The 17,498-nt window shown below is 63.0% G+C and carries 15 protein-coding genes; 12 read left to right on the forward strand and 3 right to left on the reverse strand.

The genetic code is table 11. The annotated features are described in order from the left end of the window. Position 1: 1 nt before the first annotated feature. Positions 2–925 carry a carbohydrate ABC transporter permease gene (locus NKH89_RS02640; protein ID WP_023717676.1) on the reverse strand — a complete coding sequence of 308 codons (924 nt, stop codon included), beginning with the start codon at positions 923–925 and terminating at the stop codon, positions 2–4. Continuing rightward, positions 922–1,818, reverse strand: coding sequence for a carbohydrate ABC transporter permease (locus NKH89_RS02645; RefSeq protein WP_352482625.1), 897 nt, complete (start codon positions 1,816–1,818; stop codon positions 922–924). Before NKH89_RS02645 ends, NKH89_RS02640 begins: the two co-directional genes overlap by 4 nt. 266 nt (positions 1,819–2,084) lie before the next feature. On the opposite strand from NKH89_RS02645, the gene NKH89_RS02650 reads away from it, so the two are divergent. From NKH89_RS02650 to NKH89_RS02700, 11 genes are all read left to right on the forward strand, one after another. Further along, on the forward strand, positions 2,085–2,534 hold the full coding sequence (locus NKH89_RS02650; RefSeq protein ID WP_023717674.1) for a VOC family protein: 450 nt from the start codon (positions 2,085–2,087) through the stop codon (positions 2,532–2,534). A gap of 35 nt (positions 2,535–2,569) precedes the next feature. Beyond that, on the forward strand, positions 2,570–3,571 hold the full coding sequence (locus NKH89_RS02655; RefSeq protein ID WP_031193584.1) for a LacI family DNA-binding transcriptional regulator: 1,002 nt from the start codon (positions 2,570–2,572) through the stop codon (positions 3,569–3,571). Between the two features lie 754 nt (positions 3,572–4,325). Next, a complete protein-coding gene (locus tag NKH89_RS02660) occupies positions 4,326–5,765 on the forward strand; it encodes an NAD(P)-binding domain-containing protein (protein ID WP_352790211.1) in 1,440 nt (479 codons plus the stop codon). Positions 5,766–5,789: 24 nt separating this feature from the next. Beyond that, complete coding sequence (locus NKH89_RS02665) at positions 5,790–6,965, forward strand: acyl-CoA dehydrogenase family protein (RefSeq protein WP_352908377.1); 1,176 nt, start codon at positions 5,790–5,792, stop codon at positions 6,963–6,965. Positions 6,966–6,978: 13 nt separating this feature from the next. Further along, on the forward strand, positions 6,979–8,334 hold the full coding sequence (locus NKH89_RS02670) for an LLM class flavin-dependent oxidoreductase (protein WP_352494623.1): 1,356 nt from the start codon (positions 6,979–6,981) through the stop codon (positions 8,332–8,334). A gap of 7 nt (positions 8,335–8,341) precedes the next feature. After that, on the forward strand, positions 8,342–8,683 hold the full coding sequence (locus NKH89_RS02675; protein ID WP_023717671.1) for a DUF3088 domain-containing protein: 342 nt from the start codon (positions 8,342–8,344) through the stop codon (positions 8,681–8,683). A gap of 4 nt (positions 8,684–8,687) precedes the next feature. Continuing rightward, complete coding sequence (locus tag NKH89_RS02680) at positions 8,688–9,869, forward strand: acyl-CoA dehydrogenase family protein (RefSeq protein ID WP_352790214.1); 1,182 nt, start codon at positions 8,688–8,690, stop codon at positions 9,867–9,869. Next, positions 9,866–11,221 carry an LLM class flavin-dependent oxidoreductase gene (locus tag NKH89_RS02685; protein ID WP_352790216.1) on the forward strand — a complete coding sequence of 452 codons (1,356 nt, stop codon included), beginning with the start codon at positions 9,866–9,868 and terminating at the stop codon, positions 11,219–11,221. Before NKH89_RS02680 ends, NKH89_RS02685 begins: the two co-directional genes overlap by 4 nt. A gap of 74 nt (positions 11,222–11,295) precedes the next feature. Further along, complete coding sequence (locus NKH89_RS02690; RefSeq protein ID WP_023717668.1) at positions 11,296–12,408, forward strand: LLM class flavin-dependent oxidoreductase; 1,113 nt, start codon at positions 11,296–11,298, stop codon at positions 12,406–12,408. Positions 12,409–12,431: 23 nt separating this feature from the next. Then, positions 12,432–13,475 carry an aldo/keto reductase gene (locus NKH89_RS02695; RefSeq protein ID WP_023717667.1) on the forward strand — a complete coding sequence of 348 codons (1,044 nt, stop codon included), beginning with the start codon at positions 12,432–12,434 and terminating at the stop codon, positions 13,473–13,475. An 80-nt stretch (positions 13,476–13,555) separates the two neighbouring features. Then, a complete protein-coding gene (locus NKH89_RS02700) occupies positions 13,556–14,416 on the forward strand; it encodes an NADPH-dependent oxidoreductase (protein WP_023717666.1) in 861 nt (286 codons plus the stop codon). A gap of 33 nt (positions 14,417–14,449) precedes the next feature. Here the strand turns inward: NKH89_RS02700 and gcvA are convergent, their stop codons facing one another. Further along, positions 14,450–15,460, reverse strand: coding sequence for a transcriptional regulator GcvA (gene gcvA / locus NKH89_RS02705; RefSeq protein ID WP_352482616.1), 1,011 nt, complete (start codon positions 15,458–15,460; stop codon positions 14,450–14,452). Between the two features lie 348 nt (positions 15,461–15,808). Between gcvA and NKH89_RS02710 the strand changes: the two genes are divergently transcribed. Continuing rightward, a complete protein-coding gene (locus NKH89_RS02710; RefSeq protein ID WP_352908378.1) occupies positions 15,809–17,404 on the forward strand; it encodes an ABC transporter substrate-binding protein in 1,596 nt (531 codons plus the stop codon). Positions 17,405–17,498 lie beyond the last annotated feature (94 nt).

The raw sequence follows: 17,498 nt of genomic DNA on the forward strand, positions 1-17,498 counted from the left end.
GCTATCCCTTGATGGCTCCGGCGGTGATGCCCTGGACGAAGAATTTGCCGAGCCCGAAATAGACCACCAGCGGCGGGATGGCCGTCAGCAAAGCTGCGGCCATGTCGACATTGTAGTGGACCTCGCCGCGCTCCGTGATGACGGTGTTGGCCAGGATGACGGTCATCGGTTGGGCGCCCATGCCGCCAAAGGTGAGCCCGATCAGGAAGTCGTTCCAGACGCTGGTGATCATCAGGATCAGCACGACGATCATGATGTTGCCGGACATCGGCAGGATGATCTCGGCGAAGATGCGCCAGAAGCTACCGGAATCCATGATCGCCGCGTTGATGATCTCGGGCGGCACGTCCTTGTAGAAATTGCGGAAGATCAACGTCAGCAGCGGCATCGCCAGCACGGCGTGGATGACGGCGATCGCCCAAATGGTGCCGTAGATGCCGAGCGAGGCGGTCAGGGCGACCAACGGGATCATGATGATCTGGAACGGCACAAAGGCGCACATGAACAATACGAACAGAAAGGGGCCAGCCCAGCGGACGTTCCACAGAGCCAGCGCGTAGCCGGTGACCGACGCCAGGGCGATCGACAGGAACAGGCTCGGGAACAGAATGGCGAGCGAGATGAAGAATCCGTGCCTGACACCCTCGCACGTCATGCCCGAGCAGACTTCTGCCCAGGCCTTCCACCAGCCTTCGAATGTCCAGGTGGTCGGCAGCGAAAAGACCTCGCCGAGCGCGATCTGGTCCATTGTCTTGAAAGAGGTGACGATCACCACGTAGAGCGGGATCGAAATGAAGGCCGCGCACATGGCGAGGAACACGAGGACGGCGATCGACGCTCCCTTGATGCGGCGGCGCCTACGGGGGTAGACGCGCCCGCCGATGCGCGCGGCCGCTGATGTCTCGTAAGCGGACACGGCATTCATACGGCGGCGGCCTGGCGACGGCGGACTTGCCAGGCGGTGACCAGCATCAGCGGCAGGAAGACGGCAGCCGTGATCAACAGCATGATGACTGCTGAGGCGGACGCGTAACCGATGTTGGAACGGGTCGAATAGGCGTTGATGACGAAATAGGCCGGCGTCCAGGTTGACGTACCGGGTCCGCCATTGGTCATGGCGAGCACGATGTCGTAGGTCTTGACCACGCCGAGCGACAGCAGGATCGCGCAGGTCAGGAACGTGAACTTCAGCATCGGAATGATGATCTCGACGTAGAGCCGCCAGAAGCTCACGCCGTCGAGCTTGGCGGCGCTCCAGATTTCCGTGTTGATCGACTTCAGGCCGGCCAGCATCAGCGCCATGTAGAAGCCGAGCCCGTGCCAGATCGAGGCGAGAATGATGCCGTAGATTGCCGTGGCAGGATCGGCCAGCCAGTTGAAATTGGCGCTTTCCCAGCCCAGCTGGTGCAGGAAGTTCTGGACACCGAGGGCCGGGTTGAACATCCAGCGCCAGACGATGCCGGTGACGATCAGCGACACCGCGAGCGGATAGAGAAAAATCGTCCGGAAGAAGCCTTCGCCGCGCTTTTCCTTCTCGATCATCGCGGCCAGGATGAAACCCAGCACGATGGCGAGCGCGCTGCCGATCGCCAGGACGACGACGTTCCGGAGCGAGGTCATCCAGACGCCGTCGCTGAAAAGCCGGTCATACTGGCGCGCCCAAACTGCGGGGTCGATCGCGTAGTCAGGGAAACGACGCGAACGCGTGAACGACATCCAGATCGTCCATCCGATGGCGCCGGCGAAGGCCACCAGGGTGACAGTGAGCGCAGGAATCAGCGCAAGCTGCGGCGAGACCTTGCTCCACCTGAGCGCCATTCGGGTTCCTCCCTCGAAGGCCTGCCTTAGCCGATCGCGGCTCTGGCAATTTTCATATTAGCGTTAAACCAATCATGACGATATCGCTCTGTCAACAGTGACAAGCAAATCGGGATCAAATGGCACCGGGCATTCGAGAAAACGACGCTGCAGCGCAGCAAACCCGCGCTTTGGCGGGTGAGAATTCATATTGACAAAGCGCGCGGCGGGGAGCAAAGGCGATATTAACGCTCATACGAAATTCGACCTATCGGGAGGAAAACGTCATGAAAGGGATCACCGGCTTCGGCCACGCCGCCATCAAGGTGAAGGACCTGGACGCCAGCCTCGCCTTCTATAGGGACAAGCTCGGCTTTCCCGAGATGCTGCGCCTTCACAATAAGGACGGCAGCACTTGGCTGGTGTATCTCAGGATCACGGAAGAGGTGTTCTTGGAGATATTTCCCGGCGCGGAAAACGATCGCGCTCCCGGCTGGAACGCCAACGGCGTCAATCACATGTGCCTGACGATCGATAATCTTGACAGCTTCTGCCCGGCGATCGAGGCCAACGGCATCAAGCTGACCGCACAGATCAAGGACGGGCTCGACGGCAACCGCCAGGCCTGGATCGAGGATCCTGACGGCAATCGCATCGAGCTGATGGAGATGCACGCCGATTGCCTTCAGTACAAGGGTCTGAAACGGTTGCGCGAAGAGGGATTGCTGCCGGCTTAAGTCCTCTCAGGCAACATGGCCAATGTGACGAGATCTTGCAGAGAACCCGTACCCGACTGAAGGACATCGCGGTGGCCACCGGCTACTCGGCGAACACCGTTTCGCTGGCGCTGCGCGGCAGTCTGCGAATTCCGGAGGAAACGCGCGACCGTATCCAGTCGGCCGCGCAGAGCCTGAACTATTTTCCGAACACCATCGCGCAGGCGCTGGTCAGCCGCGAGACGCGGACGATCGGGCTGGTGCTCACCGACATCATGAACCCGACGCTGACGCTGGTGTCGCGTTTCCTCGAGAGGGAGCTCGCCCAGCGTGGTTATTCCCTGATGCTGGCCGCCAGCGACCACGATTCCGCCAAGGAGTGGAGTGCGCTGAACGTGTTCCGCTCGCGGCAGGTCGACGGCATCCTCATTTATCCGACCAACCACGACCGGCTCGACCACATCCGCGCGGTGCGTCAGGTCGGATATCCCGCACTGGTGCTTGCCGATATTCCGGTTGCCGGCCTCGACGTGGTGGCGATCGACGACCGCAGCGGCGGCTACAAGGCGGTCCGGCACCTGATCGAGCGCGGCCATCGTCGCATCGCCATGCTCGACGCGGCGCAGCTGCTCGGCAACAGCGAAAAGCATGACGGCGCGTTTCGCGCCGTGACCGAGGCAGGGCTTCCCGCCGATGCGCTCGTCGTGGTCAAGCCCGGCGGCCATTCGGCGACCGACGGTTTTCAGGCGATCGGCGAGGCAATGAAGCCGAAGCAGCGGCCGACGGCGCTGTTTGCCACGACCGATTCGCTCGCCATTGGAGCGTTGCGCTGGTGTCGCGAGCAGGGCGTCTCCGTGCCCGGCGAACTGGCGATCGTCGGCTATGACAACACCGAAGCGGCGGACTTCAGCTCGGTGCCGATTACATCGATCAACTATGCCGCCGCCGAGGTCAGCAGCCATGCGGTTGAGCGGATCCTGTCGATGATCGGCAAGCCGTTACCGACGCCGATCGTGACGCTGATCGATCCGGAACTGGTGATCCGCCAATCCACCTGAGGCACGGCGCGTTCGATCGTCAGACACGACCAGCGTGGCAGCGCGATGCGCAGTGGCGGAGCGGACGTTGCTCACCGGTTTCGTGCGCCCTACGTGTGCAGCGAAAGATTGATGTAGCTGAGGGGCTTTCAGTTGCGGCGGCAAAATCGTAAATTCGGTTACGTTTGGGCGGGCATCCTCGCCAAATTGGTCTGACAGAGACATTAAGAAGATAATGAAATGAATATGTTACGCCACAGACTTGCGGTGGCGCCAATGATGGATGGGGAAGATAGATAATAAAATCAAATGTTTATGAGGGTTTGTGTGCAACAACTGCACACGAAAGTTCTCCTTCTCGTCCATATCCGTTCTTGCGACGGAGTATCCGACCGCACTCTTAGGACGCCTTTTGAATAGCTGCGCTGACTTATCTCGCGAGGGCCGTCGCCAGTGTATCCGCGATCTGCCGTCTGCCAGATGGCGGACGTCACACAAAGCTGATCCCACGCGGCGCTGCTGATGTCCTCGACACCAATGCCCGGCTACGCATGCGTATTGTGCGGGAGCCGTAACAGTGCCTGCGCTCGCTGCAATATCAAAAGATGCTCCGGCTTCAGGGAGGCCACACCCACCGCCCATTCGGTCGGCGGTGAAAGCGCGTCGTTGCAATGCAAGTGAAAAAAACTACCGGGCAATCAAAGCAGACATTTCTGGACTGTTTGTCGAGCGAGGCGGAGTTTGGCGCAACGCTTGAACTTCAGCCGGGACCGAAATGGCCTTACCGTCCGATCCAGATCACGACGCCCGCGAAACACTTCGACTGATCGGTCCCGATCCGCAGAACTGGGTGCCGGATCGGGAGGGCATCGACCACAATGTCTTCATCGTCGGTGGCGGGCAGACGGGCGCGACCTTCGCCTTCGCGCTGAGGCGCGCCGGCATCGGCAAGGTCACGGTCATCGACGCCGCATCGGACGAAGGCAAGGCCGGCATCTGGCTTACCCATGCGCGGATGAACCGGCTGCGGACGCCGAAAGGCCTGCCGGGACCAGAACTCGGTCTGCCAGGCTTGAGCTTTCAGTCATGGTATGAAGCCCGCCACGGTGCGGAAGCGTATGCCGGTTTCGACCGCATCGCGCGGACGGATTGGGCGAGTTACCTGAAATGGTATCGAGAGTTCCTCGGTATCGGCATCCGCTACGGCACGCGTCTCCTGCGCATCGAGCCGGCTGCCGGGCATTTCCGCCTCGATCTCGAAGCGGAAGGCAAACGATCGGTCGAAACAGCGCGCAAGATCATCCTGGCCAATGGCTTTGGCGGCAGCGGCGGTGCGGTGATACCGGATGTGTTCGCAGCTCTTCCCCCGGGTATCGTCGCGCACAGTTCGGCGGCAATCGATTTTGCCTCGCTCAAGGGCAAGGCGATCGCTGTCGTCGGTTCCGCGGCTTCGGCATTCGATGCAGCCGGGACGGCCCTTGAGGCCGGGGCAAAATCGGTGCGTCTCTTTGCCCGCCGCAACAGCATTGCCAGCGTGCCGATCAATCGCGTCCGCGGCTATCCCGGTGCCTATGACAACTATCCGCTGCTGCCGGATGCGGTGCGCTGGCGCCAGGCGCTGCGGTTTCGCGATGCCGGTTCGACGCCGCCACCCGATGCGGTGGAGCGGGTGGTGCGGCACCAGAATTTCCACCTGCACCTCGGCGCCCCATGGACGAAGGCCGGTGTCGACAGCGGTAAGGTCGTCACCGAGATCGCCGGTGAGACGTTTGCCTTCGACTTCGTCATCGCCGGTACCGGCTATTTCGCCGACCCGACACGCAAGCCCGAATTCGCCGATTTCGCCGCCTCTATCCGCCTGTGGCGCGACCAGTACGCGCCGCCCAAAGCAGAACGCGATAAATTCTTCGGCGCCCATCCCTATCTCGGTCTCGGTCATGAATTCCTTGAGAAGGCGCCGGGCGAGGCGCCGTTCCTGAAGGATGTCCATGTCTTCAATCCCGGCGGCTTCGTCAGCTTCGGCCTGCCGATCGGCGATATCCCGTCGATCAGGCGCGATGTGCCCGCCGTGGTTGCCCGCATCAGCCGCGATCTCTTCCTCGCCGATCTCGACAGCCATGAGGGCCGCATAACCGGCAGCCATCCGGCCGAATTCGGCGAAGAGGCCTATGCCTCTGCCGTTTGGCGGCCGGCGCAGACCATCGCGGCGGAATAGACGCATTTCAATGGACAAGTGCCGATGACCTTCAGCCCTGACCTTTCCGACCCGTTCGTCGCCACGGCGGTTGAGTTGCGCGAGATCTTCGATCGGGATGCGGTGGCGCGTGACAAGGCCGGCGGACGGCCGGTCGAACAGATCCGGCTGCTGAAGGAGAGCGGCTTGCCGTCGGCGCAGATTCCCAAGCGCTATGGCGGCAAGGGCGCATCCTGGCTGTCGGTGCTTCGCGTGGTGCGCGAATTCGCCCGCACCGATGGTTCGCTCGCCCATCTCTACGGCTACCATCATCTGCCGCTTAACGGCGTGTTGTTTCGCGGCACGCAGGCGCAAAAGGATCAGCTGCTAACGCGCTCAGCCCGGGAAAACTGGGTCTGGGGCAATTCCGGCAACGCCATGTCAAAGACCTCGACGGCCAAGCGCAACGGCAAGGGCTGGATCCTCAGCGGCTTTCGGCCTTTTTCTTCCGGTTCGCATATCGCCGACTATATCCAGGTCGCCTGGGAGGACGGTCAGGACCGGCTGGCAGCGGCGATCCCGGCCGAGCGCGAAGGCATCGTCATCGAGGACGACTGGGATGGTGTCGGCCAGCGCCAGACGGGTTCCGGCAAGGTGACCTTCAAGGATGTGCATGTCTGCGACGACGAACTGATCGGCTCACCCGCGGCGCCGCTAACGCCGTTCCAGACGCTGACGTCACTTTTCCAGCAGGCGGTCCTGCTCAACCTGTTCGTCGGCAGTGCGCAGGGAGCACTGAGCGAAGGGCGCGACTATACGGTCTCGCAATCGCGCCCCTGGATCTATTCCGGCTACGAGAAGCACACGGACGACCCGTTCGTGCAGCGCAAATATGGCGATCTCTATATCCGAACGCTCGCCGCGGCCGAACTCGCCGATGTGGCGGCGAAAAGCGTCGATGCCGCCTATAGCCAAGGCGAGGCCTTGACCCTGGAGCAGCGCGGGCAGACGGCGATCGATCTCGCCACCGCCAATGTCTATGCCGGGCAAATCGGCCTCGATGCCTCGAGCGAGGTTTTCGAGGTGATGGGCGCCCGCTCGGCCACCAAGGCCAACGGCTTCGACAGGTTCTGGCGCAACGTGCGAACGCACACGCTGCACAATCCGGCCGAGTACAAGAAGCGCACCATTGGCACCTGGTTGCTGACCGGGGAATTCCCGGTCGGCGGATTGTATCGCTGAGGAGGCGGGAGACATGGCCAGGCGCAAGGACAAGCTCAAGCTTGGAGCGTTTCTGCTCTTCACCGGCCACCATGTCGCCGCTTGGCGTCATCCGGCGGCGGGCGAGGGAACCAGCCTCAGCGACTACATTGAACTTGCCAGGTTGGCGGAAGCGGCCAAGTTCGACACGATCTTCTTCGCCGACGGCGTCGCGGCGCGGCTGAAGGATCTGGAGGTCGCCAGCCGCAAGGCGCATAGCGGCGTCTATCCGTTCGAGCCGATCACGCTGCTGTCGGCGCTTTCGGCGGCGACCAGGAACATCGGCCTGATCGCCACGGCTTCGACCAGCTATTCCGATCCCTACAATCTGGCCCGCCAGTTCGCTTCGCTCGATCATTTGAGCGGCGGCCGTGCCGGCTGGAACCTGGTCACCTCTTCCGATCCGGAAGCGGCGTTCAATTTCGGCCACGAGGCGCATATCCAGCACGGCGACCGCTACGACCGGGCTGAAGAATTCGTCGATGTGGTGCTCGGCCTCTGGGACAGCTGGGAAGACGATGCCTTCTCGCGCGACAAAGCGAGTGGGCGCTATTTCGACAAGGACAAGCTGCACGTGCTGAACCACAAGGGCCAGCACTTCAAGGTGCGCGGTCCGCTGAACACGCCGCGAACGCCGCAAGGTCATCCGGTTGTGGTCCAGGCCGGGGCGTCCGGTCCGGGCAAGGAGCTGGCGGCTCGTACCGCGGAAGCGATTTTCGCCGCGCAGATCACGCTCGACGAAGCCACCGCATTCTATGCCGACGTCAAGGGCAGGCTCGGCAACTATGGCCGCTCGGAAGATGACCTGAAGGTGCTGCCTGGCATCTTCCCGGTCGTCGGCCGGACCGAAGCCGAGGCGCAGGAGAAGTTCGAACAGCTGCAGGACCTGATCCAGCCGGAAGTCGGCCTCGGCCTGGTGTCGGCGCTGGCTGGCGGCTTCGATCTCAGCTCATACCCGCTCGACGGGCCCGTGCCGGATTTGCCCGAGACCAACGCCGGCAAGAGCCGGCAGGCTCTGGTGATCGACCTGGCACGGCGCGAGAATCTGACCATTCGGCAGCTCTATCTGCGCATCGCCGGCGCCCGTGGCCACTGGCAGGTGGTCGGCACGCCGCAACAGATCGCCGACACCATGGAAGAGCGGTTCGAGAATTACGGCGCCGACGGCTTCAACATCATGGCGCCGATCATGCCTGGCGGCTTGAAGGATTTCATCGAACTGGTGGTGCCGGAACTGCGCCGCCGCGGCCTGTTCCGTCAGGAGTATGAGGGCAGGACCTTGCGCGACAATCTCGGCCTGAAGCGGCCGGCAAATCGGTTTTCGCGGTCCGCCGCGGCAGCCGCGGAATAGGCAGACCATGGCGCGCGACAAGCTCTTTCTCATTCAGCCGGGTTTCTCCGACCCGAAACATCCAGGCCGGACATTCGTCTGTCCCTATTGCAACCAGGTCGAAGGGATGCTCGCCGCCTTTCCCGATCTCGCCGCCAGACTGGACGTCGAGCGCGTGCCGTTCGCGAGGCCGAGGGACAAGGTGATCGACGCGCTCGGCGAGCGGCATCAGTCCCTGCCGGTGCTCGTCATCGGCGGCGATCCGCCCACCGACCTGCCGACGGCCAAGGGCCAGGCCTTCGCCGACGACACCAAATGCATTCTTGCGCTTCTGGCCGAGCGCCACGGCTTCCCGCATCTGCATGAGTGACAGCATGACCTTCGATCCCGATACCTCCAATCCATGGATCGCCAAGGCGGTCGAGCTGCGCGACATCTTTGCCCGCGACGCGGTCGAGCGCGACCAGCTTGGTGGCAGGCCGAGCGAACAGATACGCCTGCTCAAGGAAAGCGGCCTGCTCACAATCGTCATCCCCAAGGAATTCGGCGGCGCCGGCGAACCCTATTCGACGGCGCTGAAGATCGGCCGCGAGTTCGCCAAGGTCGACGGCTCGATCGGCCACATCTACGGCTACCATTTCAGCGCATTGATCGCCGCCAGGCTCAATTCGGACGAGCCGCGTTCGGCCGATCTGCTGCGGCGTTCGGCTGCCGGCGACTGGTTCTGGGGCAACACCGGCAACAGCTTTTCCAAAACGCTGTTCGGTCGCAAGGATGGCGAGTGGACGATCGTCAATGGTTTCAAACCCTTCGCCTCCGGCTCGCATGTGGCCGATTATCTTTCGACCTCGTGGGAAGACGAGATCAGCGGCGAGAGGAAATTCGCGGCAATCCCCGCGGATCGCGACGGCATCAGCATTCTCGACGACTGGGACGGCATCGGCCAGACGCAGACCGGCAGCGGCAAGGTCGCCTACAAGGATGTCAGGATCCACGACAGCGAACTGGTGCGCGGCTGGGTCGACGCCTCGCTGCCGATCCGCACCATCGGCCCGCTGCAGCAGCAAAGCGTGTTGCTCAATGTCTTCATCGGCACGGCCCAGGGCGCGCTGCTGGCGGCGCGGGACTACACGCTCAACAGTTCGCGGCCGTGGATGTATTCCGGCGTCGAGCGCCATATCGACGATCCGTGGATCAAGCGGCAATATGGCGAGCTCTGGGTCAAGACGCGAGCGGCAACGGTGCTGGCCGATCGCGCGGCGGCGGCGATCGATCATGCGATCGCCCGCGGCAAGGCGCTGACCGAGCAAGAACGCGGCGAGGCGGCGGTTGCCGTCGCCGCGGCCAATGTGCTGGCAGGCGATGTCGCGCTCGAAGTCACGACCGAGATATTCGAGGTGATGGGTGCCCGCTCCGCAGTGCGCAAATACGGCTTCGACCGCTTCTGGCGCAACGCACGCATTCACACCTTGCACAACCCTGCCGAATACAAGACCCGCACCGTCGGCACCTGGTATCTGACCGGCGCTTATCCCGAGCCCGGCGTCTTTCGATGAGCGGCCGGCAGCTCCATCTCAACGTCAACATCCTGCATGCCGGCTTCTCGCCGGCGGCCTGGCGGATGGACGGCGTCGCCCCCTATGCCGCCTTCACCGTCGACCACTATGTGCAGGTGGCGAAGATCGCAGAGCGCGCCAAGCTCGACGCCGTATTCCTTGCCGACCAGGCGGCGATATCGGACCGCATCGACTATCGTCCGATCACGTCGCTGGAGCCGACCATCGTGCTGGCGACGGTAGCCGCCGCAACCGAGCGCATCGGGCTGATCGCCACCGCTTCAACCAGCTTCAACGAGCCGTATAACATCGCCAGACGCTTCGCGACCCTCGACCATGTCAGCGGCGGGCGCATCGGCTGGAACATCGTCACCACGGCCGATCCCGCCTCGGCCCGCAATTTCGGCCTCAGCGGTGCCATCGATCATGGCCGGCGCTACGAGCGGGCGGCGGAATTCGCTGACATCGTCAAGGCATTGTGGGACAGCTGGGAGGACGATGCCTTCATCGGCGACGTCGCCAGCGGGCGCTTCGTCGATGCCGCCAAGGTTCACGCCATCGACCACAAGGGCGCGCATTTTTCGGTGCATGGGCCGCACAATGTGCCGCGTTCGCCGCAAGGACATCCGGTGGTCGTCCAGGCCGGCGGTTCCGATGACGGCAAGGACCTCGCCGCACGCCACGCCGAAGCCGTCTTCTCGGCCTCTCAATCCCTCGAAGAAGCGCTTTCCTATGCACAAGAGCTGAAGACACGCGCCCAGATTTACGGCCGCACCGGCGGCGTGCCGCTCAACCTTGCCGGCCTGGCCACCATCATCGGCAGCACCGAGGGGGAAGCGGAGCGGCGGCAAGAAGAGCTGTGGGATCGCATCCCGCTCGACTACAGCCTTGGGCGGCTGTCCGGCGTGCTCGGCATCGATCGCGAGCGGCTGAAGCTCGACGAGAAGCTGCCAGAAGGGATTCAACTGCCCCCCAATGGCGGCCACACCTTCTTCAAGGCCACACTCGCGCTCGCGCGCAGCAACGATTTCACGGTTCGCCAGCTGATCCGGGCGCTGAACGGCAGCACCGGCCACCGCACCATCGTCGGCACGCCGGAGCAGATCGCCGACGATATCGAAAGATGGTTTGTCGCCGGCGCCGTCGACGGCTTCAACCTGATGCCGGACGTGCTGCCGACCGGACTGGAGGTCTTTGTCGATACGGTGGTGCCGATCCTGCGCCGGCGAGGCCTGTTCCGCACGGACTATGAAGGGCGCACGCTGCGAGACCATCTCGGCCTTGTCCGGCCCGAAAGTCGTTTTGCGCCGCAGCCGCACAAGGCGCCAGGGTTGCTCGGGGCCACCCATTGAACGATCATCAAACGACAACGGAGCTGAAAGTCCTGTCATCGACCTCCATGCCCGACAAAAATACAGGCCTGACAATGAGCGCTGATCCCGAATTTCTCTGGTACATACCGAACCAGGTCGATCCCGGTCACCGTGGCGAGCCGGCCGCCGTGGACCACAACAGCCTGGACACACTGACCAGCCACGCGAAGGCGCTTGAGGACCACGGCTGGAAGGGCGCGCTGATCGGTACCGGCTGGGGTCGGCCCGACACGTTTACCGTCGCGGCCGCACTCGCCGCCCGAACCACCTCCTTCGAGCCGCTCATCGCGATCCGCCCGGGTTACTGGCGGCCGGCGCACTTCGCATCAGCCGTAGCCACGCTCGATCAGCTGACTGCCGGTCGCGTGCGTATCAACATAGTGTCGGGCAAGGACAACCTCGCTGCGTATGGCGACAGCGAAGGCGACCAGATACATCGCTATGCCCGCACCAGAGAGTTCATGCGGCTGGTTCGCAAACTTTGGTCCGGAGAGAACGTGACCTTTGCCGGCGAGCACTTCCAGGTCACAGGGTCTACCGTCATGCCCCGCATCCCTGTCCGTTGCGATCGTCGCCATCCCAAGCTCTACTTCGGCGGTGCGTCGGAGGCGGCCGAGCGGGTGTCGGCCAGGGAGGCGGATGTGCAGCTCTTCTGGGGAGAGCCGCTCGACGGCGTCCGGGAGCGGATCGAGCGGCTCAAAGCCTTGAGCAGGGAACTCGACCGAGACCTCCCGCCTCTGGAATTCGGGTTGCGGGTTACCACGCTGGTCCGCGACACCACTGAGCAGGCCTGGGCGGACGCCGAGGCGAAGGTTGACGAGATGGCCAAGGGCAAGGGCGCCGGCTGGAACGATCACGGTCGGGCGGTAGCGGTGGGCCAGCGGCGTCTGCTCGATCTGCACGCGCGCGGCGAGGTCCTGGACGACAACCTCTACACTGCGCCGGGCAAATACGGCGGCGGCGGCGCCGGCACCACCTGGCTGGTCGGCTCGGCCGCCGACGTCGCCCGCGCGCTCGGCAGGTACCGGGATCTGGGCATCACGCACTTCGTGCTCTCGGACACACCGTATCTTTCCGAGATCAAGCGGCAGGGCGATCAGTTGCTTCCGCTTTTGCGCAATGGGGCCCAAGCCGCGCTTCTTGAACCGGCAAGTGCCGGCGAGTGAAGCGTGTGCAGGGAACGGTTTGGATGAAGAGAACGATTTTGGGTCCGGAAGGCCCGCATGTGAGTTCGATCTGCCTGGGATCAATGACCTGGGGTCGTCAGAACACCGAGGCCGAGGCGCACGCACAGCTTGATCGTGCGGTCGAGCGTGGCGTGAATTTCATCGACACAGCAGAGGTCTATCCTGTCAATCCGGTTCGAGAAGACTCGGTCGGTCGAACCGAAAGCTACATTGGAAGCTGGCTCGCGCCGAAAAGCCGCCGTGACGATTTGGTAATTGCCACCAAAGTGTCGGGTCTCGGCCAGGACGTCGTGCGCGGCGGCGCGAAGATCAACGCCGAGACGCTGCGGACCGCGGTTGAAAATTCACTGCGCCGGTTGAGGACGGACTACATCGATCTGTACCAACTCCACGTACCCAACCGAAGTCACTACCATTTTCGCCGGGTCTGGAGCTTCGATCCGTCCGGACAGGTGAAGGCTGAGACTGTGGCCGGCATGGCCGAATGCCTGGAAACGCTCGCCGCGCTTCGCAATGAAGGCAAGATCAGGCATTTCGGGCTGTCGAACGAAACGACATGGGGCATCGCGCAGTGGCTGCGCTTGGCCGATGACGATGTCGGTCCTCGCCCGCTGACGATCCAGAACGAATATTCGCTGCTCTGCCGCTACTACGATACGGACCTCGCGGAGCTTGCCGTGAACGAGGGGGTAACGCTGCTTGCCTATTCGCCTGCGGGAGCGGGTCTGCTCAGCGGCAAATACCGGCCCGACTACTCGCCCGAAGGATCGCGTCGCGCGCTCAATGGCGATCTCGGCGGCCGTTGCACGCCGAGGGTGTGGCCGGCGGTCGACGCCTATATTTCGATCGCCCGGGAGGCCGGCATCCACCCTGTGACGATGGCAGTCGCTTTCGTCCGGTCTCGCCCATTTCCCGTTGTCCCCATCGTCGGGGCGACCAGCGTGGAACAACTGGACCATGCGCTCGATGCAGCCTCGGTCGCACTGTCGCCGGACATACTGGCACGGATCGGCGAGGCGTACAGGGCGCATCCAATGCCATTCTGATGTGACCGGTGCCGCTTCAATCAATCGGCATGCCACGTGCCGGGTAGCCGAATAAGCCAGATTGGCAAATAGGGAAGACGATGTCACAGCCGGCCGCCTTCAGCATCCGCCCTTCCGACGCTGACCTACGCGGTGAAGCGGCGCTACGGCGGCGTTATCGAGCGCCGCAAAGCGCGCATACCGGAAACTGGAACGAAGCCCTCGAGGCGATCCTTTCGCATCGCTCGGTCCGCAACTATCTGGCCAGGCCGCTGCCTGAAGGCACGCTGGAACTGATCGTCGCTGCCGCCCAGTCGGCGCCAACTTCTTCCAATCTCCAGGCGTGGAGTGTCGTCGCCGTCGAGGATCCGGCGCGCAAGGCGCGGCTTGCCGGACTGGCGGCGATCAATCGCCATATCGAGCAGGCGCCGCTGCTGCTGGTCTGGCTGGCCGATCTGTCGCGGCTGCGTACCATTGCCAAGGCAAATGGCCGGGCGGGCGAGGGGCTCGACTATCAGGAGAGTTTTCTGCTGGCCGTGATAGACGCCGCACTTGCAGCACAAAATGCCGTGGTGGCGATCGATGCGCTCGGGCTCGGCTCCTGCTACATCGGCGCCATGCGCAATCATCCGCAGGAGGTGGCGCGCGAACTCGGCCTGCCGCCGGAAACCGTCGCGATGTTCGGCTTGACCGTCGGCTGTCCCGATCTCCTGGCCGCGACTGACATCAAGCCCAGACTGCCACAGACAGTGGTTCTGCACCGTGAGCGCTACCAGTCAGCTCCGCATCCGGACGATCTCGCAGCCTACAACCAGACGCTTCGCACCTTCCAGCAGGAGCAGTCGATGCCTGAGGTCGACTGGACCGAGCTGATGTCGAACCGCATCGGCAGCACGGCGGCGCTGAAAGGCCGTGATCGCCTGGGCGAAGTGCTCAAAGCGCTGGGCTTCAAGCTAAAATAGGCGCGCGCGCCTGCTCGCGAGACCGAGGTGAGACTATTCCGCAGCGACGATGGCGATGCGGGCCGGCAGCGGCACTGGCGGCGTGAAGTCGAGAGCCCCAAGCCGCCGCGCCTCGGCCTTCAGCCAACCATGGAAGCGCTCGACCGTCGCCAGCTTCGCCTTGTGCGGCGTGGTCGCGAAATAATAGGAAAACTCGACCGGCTGCGGCGAGCCGAACGGACTGACCAGCCGCCCTGCGGCAAGGTCAGGCTCGGCCAGTCGGAATTTGCCGAGACCGATGCCCTTGCCGGCCACAGCGGCATCGAGCACCAGCGACGACTGGCTAAGCCGTATGCCACCTTCGACAAGCCGGCCAGACAGGCCATTGGATCGCAGCCAGCCCTTCCAGTCCGGGCAGCTAGGATCGCGTTCTGGTCCTTCCTCATGCAGGATCGGCGCGTTACGCAGCCCCTCCGGCCCGCGGTAGAGGCCGTGCGTACGGGCAAATTCCGGGCTGCAGACAGGCAGCACCGCTTCCGAAAACAGCCGTTCGGTGACGAGGCCGCTATAGGCGCCCGAGCCGTAGCGGATGACACAGTCGACGTCTTCGCTGGCAAAATCGGCAAGCCTGGTCGATGCATCGACCAGCACTTCGAGGCCGGGCACCGCATCGCGCAGCGCGTCGAGGCGCGGGATCAGCCATTTGCTGGCAAAAGAGGGCGCGACCGACACCTTGATCGGTGCATCTTCCTCGTCGCCGGAAATGCGTGCGACCGATTCGACAACGACGTCGAAAGCCTCGGTGAGACCAGGCATCAGCGCCTGGCCGGCCGAAGTCAGCAGAAGCTCGCCGCGGTTGCGCTGGAACAGTGGTTGCCCGAGGTGATCCTCGAGCAGGCGGATCTGCTGGCCGATAGCGGCGGGCGTGACGTGGAGCTCTTCCGCCGCCCGCGTAAAGCTCAAATGGCGGGCGGTTGCGACAAAAGCGCGAAGCGAGGTCAGCGGCGGAAGTCTCGCCAGCGTCGGTCGCAGCTTCCTTGTTTTCGCACGAATGAAATCAACCATGAGGCGCATTCAACACGTTCAGGCCCGGCGCGACGAGGGCGGGCTTTGCGCCAAAGCACGCAGGGGAAAATTTCGTTTGCCGCAGCGTCGCGCCAGCAGGAACGGAAATCTAAGAAATCGCAATGTCTACTATTCTTGTAGAATAAGGTCGGGATGCTGATTTGGGCGGCGACGAGCCTCGCCGGATCCAAAGCCGGGTCCTGGAATGAAACCGTCGTGCGAAGCGGCGCTTTCGGCAGACGATAGAAAATCATTCTTCCGGTTTTGCGGCGCCACGGGGATCATTGCGTCGAGGCGCCGAAATGCGTTCGGCCGCCGGATGCAATCCGTTTTCCGGAGCCCAAGACCATGTCTGTCAATCGTCGTCATTTCAACCAGCTGTTGCTGCTTGGCGGTGCGAGCTTCGCATTGCCCGGTCTTTCCTTTGCCGCCGAAGGCACGCCGGTCCAGGGCGGCACGCTCAACTGGGCCTACTATCCCGACCCCACGTCGCTGATTGCCATCAACACCTCTTCAGGCACCGGCCAGGCCATCGGTCCCAAGGTCAATGAAGGCCTGCTTGATTTCGCCTATGACCTCAGCCCGAAACCGCTGCTGGCGACCGAGTGGTCGATCAGCGATGACGGCCTGCGCTACACCTTCAAGCTGCGCCAGGGCGTCAGATGGCATGACGGCAAGGACTTCACCTCACAAGATGTTGCCTTCACCATCTTGCGGCTGAAGGAGGCGCATCCGCGCGGCCGCATCACCTACCAGAATGTCACGGCGGTTGAGACGCCCGATCCGCACACCGCCATCATCGTGCTGTCGAAACCGGCGCCCTATCTGATCACGGCGCTGAGCAGTTCGGAATCGCCGATCGTGCCGAAGCATGTCTACGAAACGTTCAAGCCGGCGGAACAGCCCAAGCTGGAGCAGACGATCGGCACCGGTCCCTTCGTGCTCAAGGAATGGGTGCCCGGCAGCCATCTGATCTTCGATCGCAACCCAGACTATTGGGACGCGCCGAGGCCCTATCTCGACCGTGTCGTCCTGCATGTCATCCTCGATCCGGCTGCGCGCTCGGCGGCTCTTGAAACCGGTGAGATCGACATCGGCGCCAATCCCGTGCCGCTGGCCGATATCGAGCGGCTGAAGGCAAACCCCGCTCTGGTCGTCGACACCAACACCTACGCCTATTCTGGCCCGCAGCAGCAATTGTTCTTCAACTATGAAAATGAAATCCTGACCAAGCGCGAGGTGCGCCTGGCCATTGCCCATGCGATCGACCTGCAGAAGCTGGTCGACATCGCGCTCTACGGCTACGCCCAGGTATCGCCAAGCCCAATCAGCACCGCACTGCCCAAATGGTACGACCCGAGCATCAAGGCGCGTGAGCCCGACCCCAAACTAGCGGAGAAACTGCTCGACGATGCCGGCTATAAGCGCGGCGCAGACGGCAAGCGCTTCAAGCTCCGGCTCGCCTACAACGCGTTCCTGCCGGCGTCCTATGCCGACTTCATCAAGCAGTCGCTGGCAGCGGTCGGTATCGATGCCGAGATACTGAAGCTCGATCTGTCGACGTTCCTGAAGACGGTTTACACCGACCGCGCCTGGGATTTGGTCATCGAATCGCTGTCGAACACCTTCGATCCGACGCTCGGCGTGCAGCGCGCCTACTGGTCGAAGAACTTCAAGATCGGCCTCGTTTTCTCCAACGCCAGCCACTATGCAAACCCCGAGGTCGACCAGATCCTTGAAGCCGCCGCGATCGAGCCTGACGAGACCAAGCGGCGCGAGCTCTGGTACAAATTCCAGCACATCATCCATGACGACGTGGTGTCGGTCGATCTCGTCGCCGCCGGCGCCCAGATCGTCGCCAACAAGAAGGTCCGGGATTTCGCGCCCGGCGCCCAGGGCATCAGCAACAGCTTCGCGCAGATCTGGCTCGCGCCAAACGCATAAGCATTTGGATCTCCTTTTTCTGGGATTGGCGCGTGAAGCCGCCGATCCGACTTTTCTCCATGAAAGACAAATCGCGCAAACGCGGAGTACCGAC

Origin of the sequence: Mesorhizobium sp. M0923 (assembly GCF_040319365.1) — a bacterium.
Classification (GTDB): Bacteria; Pseudomonadota; Alphaproteobacteria; order Rhizobiales; family Rhizobiaceae; genus Mesorhizobium.

Bases quoted from the DNA above. Each gene is read 5' to 3' on its own strand.
- NKH89_RS02640 (WP_023717676.1), bottom strand. From the start codon at position 925: ATGAATGCCGTGTCCGCTTACGAGACATCAGCGGCCGCGCGCATCGGC.
- NKH89_RS02645 (WP_352482625.1), bottom strand. From the start codon at position 1,818: ATGGCGCTCAGGTGGAGCAAGGTCTCGCCGCAGCTTGCGCTGATTCCT.
- NKH89_RS02650 (WP_023717674.1), top strand. From the start codon at position 2,085: ATGAAAGGGATCACCGGCTTCGGCCACGCCGCCATCAAGGTGAAGGAC.
- NKH89_RS02660 (WP_352790211.1), top strand. From the start codon at position 4,326: ATGGCCTTACCGTCCGATCCAGATCACGACGCCCGCGAAACACTTCGA.
- NKH89_RS02665 (WP_352908377.1), top strand. From the start codon at position 5,790: ATGACCTTCAGCCCTGACCTTTCCGACCCGTTCGTCGCCACGGCGGTT.
- NKH89_RS02670 (WP_352494623.1), top strand. From the start codon at position 6,979: ATGGCCAGGCGCAAGGACAAGCTCAAGCTTGGAGCGTTTCTGCTCTTC.
- NKH89_RS02675 (WP_023717671.1), top strand. From the start codon at position 8,342: ATGGCGCGCGACAAGCTCTTTCTCATTCAGCCGGGTTTCTCCGACCCG.
- NKH89_RS02680 (WP_352790214.1), top strand. From the start codon at position 8,688: ATGACCTTCGATCCCGATACCTCCAATCCATGGATCGCCAAGGCGGTC.
- NKH89_RS02685 (WP_352790216.1), top strand. From the start codon at position 9,866: ATGAGCGGCCGGCAGCTCCATCTCAACGTCAACATCCTGCATGCCGGC.
- NKH89_RS02690 (WP_023717668.1), top strand. From the start codon at position 11,296: ATGAGCGCTGATCCCGAATTTCTCTGGTACATACCGAACCAGGTCGAT.
- NKH89_RS02695 (WP_023717667.1), top strand. From the start codon at position 12,432: ATGAAGAGAACGATTTTGGGTCCGGAAGGCCCGCATGTGAGTTCGATC.
- NKH89_RS02700 (WP_023717666.1), top strand. From the start codon at position 13,556: ATGTCACAGCCGGCCGCCTTCAGCATCCGCCCTTCCGACGCTGACCTA.
- gcvA (WP_352482616.1), bottom strand. From the start codon at position 15,460: ATGGTTGATTTCATTCGTGCGAAAACAAGGAAGCTGCGACCGACGCTG.
- NKH89_RS02710 (WP_352908378.1), top strand. From the start codon at position 15,809: ATGTCTGTCAATCGTCGTCATTTCAACCAGCTGTTGCTGCTTGGCGGT.